The sequence below is a fragment of the Candidatus Gastranaerophilales bacterium genome (genome assembly GCA_028693235.1).
Classification (GTDB): domain Bacteria; phylum Cyanobacteriota; class Vampirovibrionia; order Gastranaerophilales; family Gastranaerophilaceae; genus JAQUVW01.
In genome coordinates this window covers 523,443-537,313 of record JAQUVW010000001.1, presented here as the reverse complement: position 1 = coordinate 537,313, position 13,871 = coordinate 523,443, and the positions used below count along the sequence as shown (strand labels likewise).

Sequence of the window (13,871 nt, the reverse complement as noted above, 5' to 3'; positions counted from 1 at the left end):
CTATAATAAAGACAATAACAGACATGAAGGATTGAAAAATTGGATATCAAAGAACTAATTACAAAAACAGCTACTGAACAACGCAATGCCCTTCTAAACAAAGAAGTTTCAGCAACTGAACTTACTCAAGCTGTGATTGACAGAGCTCAATCAATCGATGAAAAAATAGGTGCATACAACTCTCTTACAACAGATTTTGCACTTGAAACAGCAAAAAAAGTTGATGAAAAAATAGCTAATAACGAACAAATTCCAGCTCTTGCAGGTATTGCTCTTGCTCTTAAAGATAATATCAACCTCAAAGGCTACAAAACAACCGCTTCAAGCAAAATATTAGAAAACTTTGTATCACCTTACGATGCAACTGTTACAAAAAAATTAAAAGAAAATTTAATTCCGATTATCGGAAAAACAAATCTCGATGAATTCGCAATGGGTTCAAGTAACGAAAACTCTGCAACAAAACTTGTTCACAACCCTTGGGACTTAAACAAAGTCCCCGGCGGAAGCTCTGGTGGCTCAGCAGCAGCTGTTGCTTCAGGGCAAGCGACCCTTGCTCTCGGCTCTGACACTGGAGGAAGTATCAGACTTCCTGCAAGTTTTTGCGGTTTAGTTGGATTAAAACCCACATACGGACGTGTTTCAAGATACGGCTTAATCGCATTTGCTTCTTCTTTAGACCAAATTGGTCCATTCGCTCACAGCGTAGAAGATGCTGCTTTGCTTTTAAATGCCATTTCAGGTTATGATGAAAAAGATTCTACGTCTTTAAATCTTGAAGTTCCGGACTTTACTAAAACATTAAAAAACGGAATAAAAGGACTTAAAATAGGAGTCATAAAAGAATTGATAAGCGAAGGACTTTCTGACTCTGTATCAAAAGCGATTCAAGATTCTATTGAAAAATATAAATCTATGGGTGCTGAAATCGTTGAAATTTCACTTCCTTTAATCAAACACTCTATTGGGGTCTATTACATCATCGCAACAGCTGAAGCAAGCTCAAACCTTGCAAGATTTGATGGCGTAAAATACGGTCACCGCACAGCGAACCCGGAAACCCTCATTGAAATGTATAACAAAACAAGAGCGGAAGGCTTCGGTGCGGAAGTAAAAAGAAGAATAATGCTTGGCACTTATGCGTTGAGTTCTGGCTATTACGACGCTTACTATAAAAAAGCTCAACAATTACGTCGTTTGATTAAAAATGACTTCGACAAGGCTTTTGAAAAAGCAGATGTGCTTCTTTCACCGACTTGCCCATATACAGCTTTTGAAATAGGCTCTAAAGTTTCAGATCCTTTAAGCATGTATTTAACAGATATTGCGACTATTACAGCAAACCTAGCAGGAATCCCTGCAATGAATGTTCCATATGGACTTGATGAAGCAAATATGCCAATCGGTATTCAATTGTTGGCTCAAACTTTAGACGAAGCGAAATTGTTACAAACAGCTTATTCTCTTGAACAAGCAGTTAATTTTAATCAAAATAAACCTGAGTTAGTTAAAGCTTAATATGAAAATTTCAAAAAAATTATTTTTAAATTTATTTTTAATAGTTTTATTAGTCGCAACCGCTACCACTGCGTTTGCGGCTGATTATTCATTCAAGGCGATTGAATTATACAATCAAGGACTCTACTACTATCAAGCAAAATCCTATAACAGTGCTATTTATTCTTATAAAAAAGCTCTTGAAATTCAACCTGATTTTACAGATGCCTACTACAATCTAGGGATAACTTATGAAATAACTGGTCAATCAGAAAAAGCTATTCAAGCATATTCAGCGGTATTGAAAATAAACCCATACGACTATGATGCGGCACTTGAGTTGTCAAAAATATGCTATAAACGCGGGAATTACCAAACAGCTTTAAAATACGCAAATTTAATCCCACAAAGTTCTCAAAAATCAGCAGAAGCTTCAAAAATGAAAAACGATTGTAATTATGCAATAAAAATCCAAAAAGAACGAATGACCAGAATGAAATCGAATGTCGCTAATCCAAACAAGCGAGTGGTATTAGACAAATTCGCTTCCCCTACAGGAATTGCCGTCGATTCAAAAGGAAATGTTTATGTTGCCTGCTTCGCAGATAGTTCAATAATGAAAATCTCGCCCTCTAAAAAAACATCTCTGTTCGTTAAAAGCAAACTAATAAATGGTCCCATCGGTATGGCTATCGACCGTTTTGACAACTTATACATTGCGAACTATAACAACAATAACATAATTAAAGTCATTCCCAACGGGCGTGTATATATTTTCATGGAAAAAATCTACAAGCCATATTATTTACACATCAAAGACGACGTTTTATATATATCAGAGCAAAGCAGCAATGTAGTTATGAGATACCCTCTCAAGTAGACCTATTATTTAATGTTAAGCATTGTAACAATATATACTTTTTATGCATGAGGGATATATTTTTGGGTTTTATATAATTGTAAGGTTATATACAGGAGCTATTTATGACAAGTATCAATCGCGTTCAATCAGGTCAAACAGGTGATCTTGGAACAGAATACGATGTGCAATGGAATCGTTATAAAAAAAGAGCACGTTCAATGGGCTACACCGATTTTAAGAGTAGCTTGTTCTGCTCAGGTACTGACGGCAACTCAGTCCTTCAACGCATTGAAAATCATATCGAAGGTGACGACACTCTAGGTGACGGCAATAATGCAAATCTTGTAAGCTGGGATAAATATCTGCAAAGCGAAAGCAACAAAAATGATATTTTGTTCGAAAACAAAGACGACAGCTTATTCACAAACATAGATTTTACTAAAGGGCAATATGCAGTTTATGACGAACAAGGCTTTACTGAAAAATTAGGCATGAGCTGGGAAAACGGCAAACCTTACGATGTTTTTGAAGTAAATCAAAATAAAATTAATTTCTATGATTTCGTTTTCGGTGGCGTATCTGACGGAAAACAAACAGATGCAACTTTCAATCTTTCTGAATGCGACAACGCAAAATGGGGCTTGCAAAATTATACAATAAGAGAAGTTGACACAAGCTACTGGGGCAAAGTTGAAAACACTGACAACTATGAAAGCATTCTTTCTCACGACACTTTGAAAACTATTAAACAAGCGATGCCTCAATGGATGACAAGCGAAATCAAAACTCAATTGAGCAAATACGAAGAAGGCTCTACTGAATATTGGTCTAAATACTATGAACTAGCAATAAAACTTATGGACCAAGAAGGCATTTACTCAGGACAATATAAATAAGCCGACAACATAATAAAAAGAGGTATCATTGATACCTCTTTATTTATATGATTGAACTATTTTTCTTACAATAGAAAGAAGTTTTGAGGTAACTTCTTCAATATATTCTGATGTTGTTAATCCATTTACAACAACATCTGCGATTTGCATTGTAGGTCTAATATATATTTGAGCCGTTGCATTTACATCAGCAAACTGCATATCAGCAGCTTTTCCAACTTTTCCACGCATTTCAGCTCTTTTGTACCAACGTTCCTTTAGCATATCGAATGGCGTAAAAACATAGACCTTGATATCATGAACATCTATAAGACTTTTATCCAAGACATAAAGCCCTTCATTTAGTACAATTTGGGCAGGTTTTTTATAAATTGAATTTGGTCTGCTTTCACAAGTTACAAAATCATATTCAGGAGCATTTACACCGCAACCATTTTTCAAGCTAACAAGATGAGCTTTCATCAATTCAAGATTTATTGCATCCGGAGTGTCTAGACTAAAACCTTTTTCAAAAAGTTTTTCATAACTTCCTGCTTCTCTTAGCTCTTTTGCAGTATCAAAATAATAATCGTCACAACATACTGTTGTAAAAAGTTCTTCTTCTTTTTGTTCAACAAAAGCTTTTGCCGCATTATTAACAAGTGTCGTTTTACCTGAGGCAGATTCACCGGTAATGCCAATCAAATAAGTTGAGGATTTCTTATTTACAATAGTTTTTACTAATTTTAGTAGAAATTGTTCATTTATATTTAAAAAAAGAGGTTGTTTCTGAGCCTTATCTTCTGCGATAAGCTTTTTAACTGCCTCTACTATTTCAAAAATCATATTAATCTTATTTTTTTGTGATACCGTCTCATCTTCGGCACAATTAACTGTGTTTATCATCAGACCCTCATCTATAGCATTCCCATAAAATAATTATACCCGAAGCAAAATCTAATTTGGATATTTTTTTAAGAATAATACGTAATATTTAACAATCTGAAATATAATTATAAATGTCAAAATACGAATTAAAATTCAAATACGGAAGATTATTTTTTTTTAAGAGCTGCTTTAGATTATCTCTGGCAAACACAACATCAGAAAGCTTTGCAGGCTCAAAATCAGGTCGCCCGTCACCCGCAAAGATGATTGTTTATCCTTGCTCTTTAAGATGCATAACATATTTTTCTTTGGAAACACCGACCTCAGAATCAAAATATGAATCATCTTTTTGAGGAGGATAAAGTTTCAATCCTGTTTCCATAGAATAAGAAGAATTATTCGCTAACAAAGGAATATCAAACTGCTTATCTAGTCGCGATAAAACCCTATTTATGTAATAATCGGCACCAGCACTCACTATATGAAAACCCATTTGCTTTTTTGAGCACAAATTTAAAGTTTCGACAAAACCATCTTGAAACTCCATTGTATCAATAAGTTTAAGAAGCTCTTGCTCTTTAATATGTATCTTGGAAAAGACTCTGTGCAAAGACTCAACATGAGAGATTTTACCTTCCTTGTAATCGTCCCAAGGTTTCATATCTTTTTTTGTCAGGATTGTTTCAAAGGCATAAGAAAAAAAATCTTTCTTAGTTATAGTTCCGTCAAAATCAGAAACTAAAACATACTTATTGTTGATTTGCTTCGACATATTCTTTTAATTCCAACAGCTTTTCTTTTATTTCTACCATCAACTCTTTAACTATTTTCAAACAAAGAGGAATATTTTTCAATTTTTTTGAATGTAAAAAGGTTGTTTTATAATAATTTGAAAAGAAAATTTTCTTTAAGTATTTTACTTTTTCTGATATCTTTTCATCAATAAACTCACCGGAAACAAGCAAATCAGTAATTAGTTCATAAACAAAATCTTTGGCTTCCGGAATATTTTCAGAAGAAATAGCAAACTCCAATGAATTTAGCAAAGAGAGCAAATTTGTATAATAAGGAATTAGTGTTTTCTTTTTCTCAGGCAAGGACTTCTTAAAATAATCTATCGTTGTTTTATAGCCGGTTTCAATGAGCCAATCACGTTTTTCTTTAGGCAAATTAAAGTCAAGAAGCAATAAATCTTTCGCATCAATAACAACATAGTCATATTTATCTTTGTGATTATATGTCATCAGCACATTTTCTGTACAAAAATTCGTAAAAGTACTAAACACAGCATTGAAATAATCAAGCGGTTTTTTTATGTTTACGCACTCATGGCAACCTTCTAATCTAAATTCTAAAATTCTGTCATCTGTATTTTCAAGTTCTGCGTCAGTTTTCCACAAAGGCCAGCTTTTTACTAAATCACCGTCGATTAAAAAATGTTCGTTAAGTTGTGTAGGTTTCATCAAGCCGGGGAAAGAACAGGAGATTTTTACAGCTTCTGCGACTTCAAAATCAGGAGAATTTGAATTTGAAAAAACAATTGTCCTATTATTTTGCAAGTCACTCGTTAAAATATATAATTTTTTATCTAAATCACGAAAGGTGATCGGAGGATTTTGTCCTTTTTCGTATTTATCGCCATAGAATTTTTTTTCGAATAATTCACGCAACCAATTAACAAATACTTCACCTTTACTTAATGAAATATCTCCATTCAAATTAAGATTTATATCTCGAAATAAATTCAAATTGATAGTATAGCAAATTTCTTTCAATTCAGAAGGAGTATATCCAAGCAAATATAATGTAGCAAAAACTGAGCCGACAGAAGACCCGGCAATGGTATCAAATTTAATATTAAGTTCTTCCATAGCCTTGAATGCACCAGCATAAGCTATTCCTCTAACGGCACCTCCGCCTAATATCAAATTATAATTTAGCGATTTGTTCATTATATTGCCTCGAATCTAACTTTACCAATAATACTAAAAAATAGCCCTCTATGCAAATAAAGGACTATTTTTAACATTAATTGAATAACTTAATCTATTATTGGAATTTAGCTTTTTCTTCTTCAGAAACGCCCTTAATAGTCAAATTTACTCTGCCTTTATCATCAATTTTGACAACTTTGACAACAACTTCTTCACCGACATTCAAGTGACCTTCAATTGTATCAATTCTTTCTTGGCAAACTTGAGAAATATGAACCATACCGTCTTTTCCAGGAGCTAATTCAACAAAAGCACCAATCGGAATAATTCTTACAACTTTGCCTTTTAGAACCATACCTGCTTCAGGTTTGAACGTAAGGTCTTTAATCATTTGAATTGCAATATCTGCACCTTCGCCATCGTTTGAAGTGATAGTAACAACGCCTGAATCTTGAATATCGATTTCAGCACCAGATGCGTCAATGATACTACGAATAGTTTTTCCGCCAGGTCCGATAACCGTACCGATATCAGCAACAGGAACAGTCATAGTCATAATTCTAGGTGCGAATTGTGAAAGTTCAGCAGGTTCTGTGATAGCTTTTCTCATTTCACCTAAGATATGCAATCTACCATCTTTTGCTTGATACAAAGCATGTTTTAAAGTTTCATTAGGAATACCTTTTGCTTTCATATCCATTTGAAGAGCAGTGATACCTTCATCATTACCTGTAACTTTAAAGTCCATATCACCTAAAAAGTCTTCAATACCTTGGATATCAGTCAAGACAACAGGTTCATAGCCTTCTTCTTTAATCATACCCATAGCGACTCCGCCAATCATTGATTTAACAGGAACACCTGCATTCATCAAAGCCATTGAAGACCCGCAAGTTGAAGCCATTGAAGTTGAGCCGTTTGATTCAAGTACATCAGATGTAACTCTAATTGTATAGCCAAACTCTTCTTGAGATGGAAGTGCAGGAATATTAGCTCTTTCAGCCAAATTTCCGTGACCTACTTCACGACGCCCAGGGCCTCTTAACGGTTTTACTTCACCAACTGAAAAGCCTGGGAAGATGTATTTATGCATATATCTTTTTTCTGTTTGAGGGTCAACGCCATCAAGCTCTTGAGCCATTCCGGGACCAGCTAAAGTTGCAACTGACATAACTTGAGTTTGACCTCTTGTAAATACAGCTGAACCATGGGCTCTTGGCAAAACACCAACTTCACACCAGATTGGACGAACTTCTTCAGGTTTTCTACCGTCAGCTCTAACGTGTTCTTCCAAAATCATTTTACGCATTACTTTTTTCTCAGCAGCTTTGAATTCTTCTGCGACAAAGTCGATACCTGTTTCTTCAATCATAGTTTTGATTGCATGGTCATCTGACAAAGCTTCGATTTTTTCTTTAACAAGTTTTTTAGCTTCTTCAAGTTTAGTTTGTCTATAAGCTCTATCGAAGTTGTGATAAGCATCAACTATCATATCGTGAGCTGTTTCATTAATAATATTTTTAAGTTCAGTAGTATCATAAGGATTAACAAATTCTTGTTTTACAACGCCGCATTCTTGAGCGAATTGAACTTGTGCATCACATTGATTTCTTATTTCACATTGAGCGAACTCAACTGCAGCCATAATATCTTCTTCGGTAACGAATTTACATCCTGCTTCAACCATGATTACAGAATCATGAGTACCTGATACAACGATATCTAAATTTGATTTTTCAGCTTGTTGATGAGTAGGGTTAGCAATAAAGTTTCCGTTTTCATCACGAGCGACTCTAACAGCACCTATAGGTCCTTCAAAAGGAGCACCTGAAAGCATTAAAGCAAATGAAGCACCCAACATTGCCAATGTATCCGGTTGATTTTCTTGGTCATAGCTGAATAATTGTGCAACGATTTGGATATCATTTCTGTAACCTTTAGGGAATAAAGGTCTGATTGGTCTATCAATCAATCTATCAACAAGGATAGCTTTATCAGAAGATCTGCCTTCTGAACGGTTATACCCACCAGGGATTCTACCGATAGATGACATTCTTTCTTCGTAATCAATTAACAATGGGAAAAAGTCGATTCCGACTCTTGGTTCTTTACTAACTGTAGCGTGGACGAGGAGCATCGTATCTCCACATCTGACTGTGACAGATGCAGTAGCTTGTTTAGCATACTTTCCTGTTTCAACAGTCACGAGCTTTCCGCCTATAGTAAGCTCTTTTCTTTTGACATCAATCATTTGATTCTCTTTCTTTTTTTTCACTTCTAGTAACAAATCCATTATACAATAAAAAGATTTTTTAGATAGCCTATATTAGCAAACTTAAAAAGTTATTTTTTAATTAAAAAAAAGATATATTTCAAACTATAAAATTCATAATAAATATTCTTACATTTGTTGCCAGTTTTTTACTATTAAGCTAAAATAAATCCGTATGCAAGGCAAAGTTTTCAAAATACATTCTGATTTTTACTACGTAAATACTGGACGTGGTGTTTTTGAATGCAAAACCAGAGAAATTTTAAAAAAACAAAAAGCTGAGGTGGTAGTCGGTGACATCGTTGAGTTAGAGCAAGAAAATTTTGACTCAATGCAAGCTTTTATTCTTAAAATAGTTCCAAGAAAAAACTTTATAACACGCCCTAAAGCGGCTAATATTACGCAAGCTATTATCGTTTCGGCATTAAAAGAACCTACTCTTGATTTTGAACAACTTAACAGGTACATTGCACACTGCGAGTATCATTCAATAAAACCTGTTTTGTGCTTCAACAAAAATGATTTATTAAACGAAGATTCAACTATAAAAAAAATAAAATCCATCTATGAACCTCTAGGCTACACCATTATATTCACTTCCGCATTAGAAAAAATAGGGATAGCACCACTAAAAGAACTATTAAAAAATAATACTTCGATTTTTTGCGGCTCATCAGGCGTTGGCAAATCGTCCATTATCAACATAATTTCAGCAATAAACATAAAAACAAAAGAAGTTAGTGAAAAAACAGGACGTGGCGTCCATACGACAAGGCATTGCGAAATCATTCCAATAGACGAAACATCTTCCGTTGTTGACACTCCCGGATTTTCACATCTTAAATTCAACTTTCTGATGCCCTATGACGTACAAGATTTATTCAAAGAAATTAAAAAACACAGCAAAAATTGCAAATTCAGCAACTGCCTACATAAAACCGAAACCGATTGCAACGTAATTGCAGCCATCGGGGAAATAGATAAGTCCAGATATGATAGCTACATTAAGCTCGTTAATGAAGCGATGGAATTCAAAACTAAAATCACTTATAATAGTCAAAAAACTGAATCACGAACCAAAGAAAATAAAAACAAAATTATGACAAAAATTTCCGCTAAAAAGCGTAATACCGCTAGGAAAACAAACAACCAAAAAACTGACAAATACATTTTGGAGCAAAAAAATGACCTATAAAGAAGACTTTGACAATTTGAAAAATATTATAGAAAAACATCTCGACAAATATATTCCGGTAGATTATCCAAATGACATTTTCAACTCAATGAGATACTCTACTCTTGCAGGCGGCAAAAGGCTTCGCCCCGTCATCACACTTGAAGTGGCAAGAATGATTTCTGGCTCTTTTGAAAAAGCAATTCCGACAGCTTGTGCAATCGAAATGCTACACACTCAAAGTCTTATCCACGACGATTTACCCTGTATGGACAATGATGACTACAGAAGAGGCAGACTAACAAACCACAAAGTTTATGGCGACGCAACTGCAACTCTCGCAGGTGATGCCCTTCTAAGTTTTGCCCCTCAATTAATTTTACGAAAATCTAAAGATATACTTTCTGCTGAACAAATTTTAGCAGTCCTTGATGAGTTTTTCACTGCAGCAGGTGTATATGGAATCATAGGAGGTCAAGTCGTTGACATAGAATCTGAAAAGAAAAAAATCGATGAAAAAACTCTCGACTATATACACGAATACAAAACCGCTAAATTATTCACTCTTGCCTTTAAAGCAGGTGCAATTATTGCAGGTGCGGATAAAAAAATAATCGACGATATGGTCACGTTCTCACAACTTTTCGGGCACGCTTTTCAAATCTACGATGACATTTTGGACGAAATTGCTACACTTGAAGAACTCGGGAAAACCCCCGGGAAAGACAAAACTGCCGAAAAAAACACCTACACTTCAATGTTTGGGCTTGAAAAAGCTAAAGAACAAGTTTATACTCTATGCAATTCTGCTTGTGATATACTTAAAAAGAACAATTATTCTTCACCAATCCTGGAAGGAATTATTAATGACATAAAAGAAAGGATTTCTTAATGTTCCAATCAGCCAGTTTTCAAATATTATTCACAGGCATTACATCTGCTATGCTCGCTCAAATTATAAAATTTGTCGGGTATTTGATTACTCATCGAAAACTAAACTTTCAGCTTCTCGCTACAACAGGCGGTATGCCAAGCTCTCACAGTGCCGGCATGGTATCTTTAGCTACAATGGTCGGATTTTTATCCGGATTTAATTCGGTTGATTTTGCTGTAGCAACAGGGACTGCTCTTGTTGTTATGTACGATGCTGCAGGTTTGAGACGAAATGCAGGAAAAATGGCTGCCTCTTTAAACAAAATTATGGCTGACTATTATGCTCACCGTAAAACAGACCCCAACGAAAAGCTAAAAGAGCTTTTAGGGCATACTCCTTTCGAGGTTCTTATCGGTGCAATATTCGGCGTTGCAATGGCTGCCTTGTATTACACTTATTTATTTAACTTCAGTTAAAAAAATGGATAATTTTAAAGTTCTAAATAATATTGAAGATTCAATTCTCGTTATTTCAAATAATGGAAAAATTCTGTTTGAAAATATTGCAGCAAAAAAACAATTCGGCTCATTAAAAGATGTTGAAAAAATAAAAAAATATTTCAATATTAATATCTGTCTTTTAAATCCTGACAATTTAAAAAGTATCACTCCTTTAGATTTAGCTTTGGAATCTAAAGAAAATTTTTCTGCACATTTAACCTACCAGCAAGGTAAAGATGAATATTTGTATTTTAACGTATCCTCAGTTGCCAGAAAAAACTATAAAGTTCTAATTTTCAAGGATATTACCGCAATCACAAAATACAACCAACTAAACTTAAATTTGTCTTCTCTTAATCAAAAATATAAAATATTGGAAAAAGAAAATACTACATTTGTAAAGCTTAAAGAAAAAGCACAAGAACAAGCTCTAAAAATGGCAATTCTAAACAGAATTTCTATGATTATCAGAGAATCCAACGACATAAATACAATCATCAAATCAACATTAAGCGAAATTGAAGCACTACTTGGAGCATCTAAAACATATTATGCAAAAAAAAGCGGTAAGTCTTTCAAAATCGAAGCGATTATGCCAAAGAAACACTCGAAAATTATAAACAAAAAAATCGAATTTGATGAAAACACACTATCTGAACTAAAAACTAAAAAGCCCTCACTATCAGCTTGCATCAGAGAATACAAAGGAGCAAGAGAGATTCTGAGTCACAATACGAAAAGAATAATTATACCTATTCACTATAAAACTAAACCTCTAGGCGTAATAATAGCGTTGACAACTCAAAAAGATATTTCCCAAGATACGATAGATATTCTCGAATCTATCGCCACGCAACTTGCTACATCTATAATGCAGGCATCTTTATTCGATCAAATCAAAAGAAAAAATTCTAAGCTCCAAAAAACACTTTCCGAACTAAAAGAAACACAAGTTCAATTAATCAATTCTGAAAAAATGGCGTCACTCGGTCAACTCGTAGCCGGCGTCGCCCACGAAATAAATACACCATTAGGTTCCATTAATTCAAATAGCGATATGGCAAAAAGAATACTCTCAGCAGATAACTTTGACAAAAAGAAAACAGATTTATTGAAAAATCTCAACTCTATTGACCATGAAGCAATAAAAAGAATCAGCAATATCGTAAAATCCTTGAAAAAGTTTGTCAGACTTGATGAAGCAGACCTTCAAGAAGCCAATATCAACCAAGAACTGGATTTGACTCTACAACTTTTGACTCATGAAACCAAAAATAAAGTTGATATAATAAAAAATTATGGTCCAATACCAAAGATAAATTGCTATGTTAATATGTTGAACCAAGTATTTATGAACCTGATTGTAAACGCTTGCCAAAGCATAACCGAAAAAAAAGTCAAAGGCACAATCACAATAACAACAAGCTTTGACAATGGTAATCTCAAAGTATCATTCAAAGATACAGGAACAGGCATCAGCAAAAAAGCACAAGCTAAAATATTTTCAACAGGTTTCACAACAAAAAGAAAAGGTATAGGTACGGGTTTAGGACTCGCCATTTCAGAAAAAATTATCCAAAAGCACAAAGGCTCAATATCTTTCAACTCTAAAGAAGGAGAGGGCAGCGAGTTTATCATAGTTATTCCGGAAGGAAAATAAAAACTATGTTTATAATATAATTATTACACGAGGTATATTATGGCAATAAAAGCACAAAAAGGAACTAAAGATATTTTGCCAAGCGAAATCGCTACTTGGCAAAAAATTGAAAACGCAGCATTTGAAGTATTTACTCAAGCAAATTGCAAAGAAATTAGGACTCCTATATTTGAAGCAACCGAACTTTTTGAAAGAGGAGTAGGCGACACAACCGATATCGTAAACAAAGAAATGTACACCTTTGAAAAAAGTGCACGCTCTTTGACATTACGTCCTGAAAACACTGCCGGCGTTGTGAGAGCATATCTGGAACACAGCATGACAAGAGAAAGTGCTCCTATTAAACTTTGGTATAAAGGTCCGATGTTCAGATATGAACGCCCTCAAGCAGGACGCCAAAGACAATTCCACCAAATAGGTATGGAAATGTTCGGAATTCAAGACGCTTCTGCTGATGCTGAATCTATTAGCTTGGCTACAAAATTTTTAAACAAGTTGGGACTCAACGACCTCACTGTCGAGATTAACTCATTGGGTTGCAACAAATGTAGAGCCGAATACAAAGAAAAACTTATAAATTCAATGGCTCCATACATAGAAGAAATGTGCGAAGATTGCAAATCCAGATATGAAAAAAATCCACTTAGAATTTTAGACTGCAAAAATGAACATTGTATAAGTTTAATGACTGAAAACAAGCTTCAAGAACAAGTTTCTAAAATAAATCTTTGTGATGAATGTTCAACTCACTATGAAGAATTAAAAAAACATTTGAATGCTTTAAAAATAAAATACGTCGAAAACAGCTTCCTAGTTAGAGGATTAGACTATTATACAAAAACCGTTTTTGAAATAAAATCAAACAACCTCGGTTCACAAAACGCCGTTTGTGGGGGCGGTCGTTATGACGGTTTAGTTGAAACCCTCGGAGGTCCGCACACTCCTGCTGTTGGTTGGGCTATGGGAGTTGAGAGATTAAATGCTTTAATAGAACAAGTTGAACCTCAAAAAATAGACTATTTCGTAGTTTCAACGGATATAACAGAAGCCTTAAAACTGACAAATGAGCTCCGTAACAACAATTATTCAGCAGATTTTGACTACTCTAAACGCAAATTCGCAAAACAGCTTGAAAAAGCCTCAAAAATTGCAAACAACGCGATTATTTTAGGTGAAGATGAAATTACAAATAATACATTAACAATTAAAGACTTATCAACAGGCGAACAAAATAAAATATCAAAATCAGAACTTTTTTAAATAAAAAACATTAAAAAACAACAAAAGCGGGAAATTAATTTCTCGCTTTTATTGTTTGAACAGTTAGATTATTAA

12 protein-coding genes are annotated in these 13,871 nt (G+C 34.3%); 8 read left to right on the top strand and 4 right to left on the bottom strand.

Annotation, left to right across the window (positions count from 1 at the left end; genetic code table 11):
- Nucleotides 1-39 precede the first annotated feature (39 nt).
- The 3 genes from gatA (at nt 40) to PHV37_02600 (ending at nt 3,255) form a co-directional block, all read left to right on the top strand.
- Nucleotides 40-1,518 carry an Asp-tRNA(Asn)/Glu-tRNA(Gln) amidotransferase subunit GatA gene (gene gatA, locus PHV37_02610; GenBank protein ID MDD3236973.1) on the top strand — a complete coding sequence of 493 codons (1,479 nt, stop codon included), beginning with the start codon at nt 40-42 and terminating at the stop codon, nt 1,516-1,518.
- 1 nt (nt 1,519) lies between these two features.
- Nucleotides 1,520-2,377 (top strand): tetratricopeptide repeat protein, encoded by an 858-nt coding sequence (locus tag PHV37_02605; protein MDD3236972.1) that lies wholly within the window; start codon nt 1,520-1,522, stop codon nt 2,375-2,377.
- A gap of 104 nt (nt 2,378-2,481) precedes the next feature.
- Entirely contained in the window at nt 2,482-3,255 is a 774-nt protein-coding gene (locus PHV37_02600) for a hypothetical protein (protein ID MDD3236971.1), read from the top strand.
- A 39-nt stretch (nt 3,256-3,294) separates the two neighbouring features.
- Here PHV37_02600 and PHV37_02595 read toward each other — a convergent pair whose 3' ends face one another.
- The 4 genes from PHV37_02595 to PHV37_02580 all read right to left on the bottom strand — a co-directional run bounded on the left by PHV37_02595 (nt 3,295) and on the right by PHV37_02580 (nt 8,307).
- Nucleotides 3,295-4,140, bottom strand: coding sequence for a hypothetical protein (locus PHV37_02595; protein ID MDD3236970.1), 846 nt, complete (start codon nt 4,138-4,140; stop codon nt 3,295-3,297).
- Between the two features lie 253 nt (nt 4,141-4,393).
- Nucleotides 4,394-4,894 (bottom strand): HAD-IB family phosphatase, encoded by a 501-nt coding sequence (locus PHV37_02590; protein MDD3236969.1) that lies wholly within the window; start codon nt 4,892-4,894, stop codon nt 4,394-4,396.
- Nucleotides 4,872-6,074 (bottom strand): patatin-like phospholipase family protein, encoded by a 1,203-nt coding sequence (locus tag PHV37_02585; protein MDD3236968.1) that lies wholly within the window; start codon nt 6,072-6,074, stop codon nt 4,872-4,874. Before PHV37_02585 ends, PHV37_02590 begins: the two co-directional genes overlap by 23 nt.
- 97 nt (nt 6,075-6,171) lie before the next feature.
- Nucleotides 6,172-8,307 carry a polyribonucleotide nucleotidyltransferase gene (locus PHV37_02580; protein MDD3236967.1) on the bottom strand — a complete coding sequence of 712 codons (2,136 nt, stop codon included), beginning with the start codon at nt 8,305-8,307 and terminating at the stop codon, nt 6,172-6,174.
- A gap of 196 nt (nt 8,308-8,503) precedes the next feature.
- On the opposite strand from PHV37_02580, the gene rsgA reads away from it, so the two are divergent.
- Genes rsgA through hisS form a run of 5 tightly spaced genes read left to right on the top strand, consistent with a single transcriptional unit; the run spans nt 8,504 to nt 13,796 of the window.
- The gene (rsgA, locus tag PHV37_02575) at nt 8,504-9,523 is read left to right on the top strand and encodes a ribosome small subunit-dependent GTPase A (protein MDD3236966.1); all 1,020 of its coding nucleotides are present in this window, start codon (nt 8,504-8,506) and stop codon (nt 9,521-9,523) included.
- Entirely contained in the window at nt 9,513-10,394 is an 882-nt protein-coding gene (locus tag PHV37_02570; protein MDD3236965.1) for a polyprenyl synthetase family protein, read from the top strand. The genes rsgA and PHV37_02570 overlap by 11 nt, the downstream gene beginning before the upstream one ends.
- Nucleotides 10,394-10,852: a divergent PAP2 family protein gene (locus tag PHV37_02565; GenBank protein MDD3236964.1), complete on the top strand. Its 459-nt coding sequence runs from the start codon at nt 10,394-10,396 to the stop codon at nt 10,850-10,852. The genes PHV37_02570 and PHV37_02565 overlap by 1 nt, the downstream gene beginning before the upstream one ends.
- A gap of 4 nt (nt 10,853-10,856) precedes the next feature.
- Nucleotides 10,857-12,536 (top strand): GAF domain-containing sensor histidine kinase, encoded by a 1,680-nt coding sequence (locus PHV37_02560; GenBank protein ID MDD3236963.1) that lies wholly within the window; start codon nt 10,857-10,859, stop codon nt 12,534-12,536.
- A gap of 39 nt (nt 12,537-12,575) precedes the next feature.
- On the top strand, nt 12,576-13,796 hold the full coding sequence (gene hisS, locus PHV37_02555) for a histidine--tRNA ligase (GenBank protein ID MDD3236962.1): 1,221 nt from the start codon (nt 12,576-12,578) through the stop codon (nt 13,794-13,796).
- The last annotated feature ends 75 nt before the right edge of the window (nt 13,797-13,871 follow it).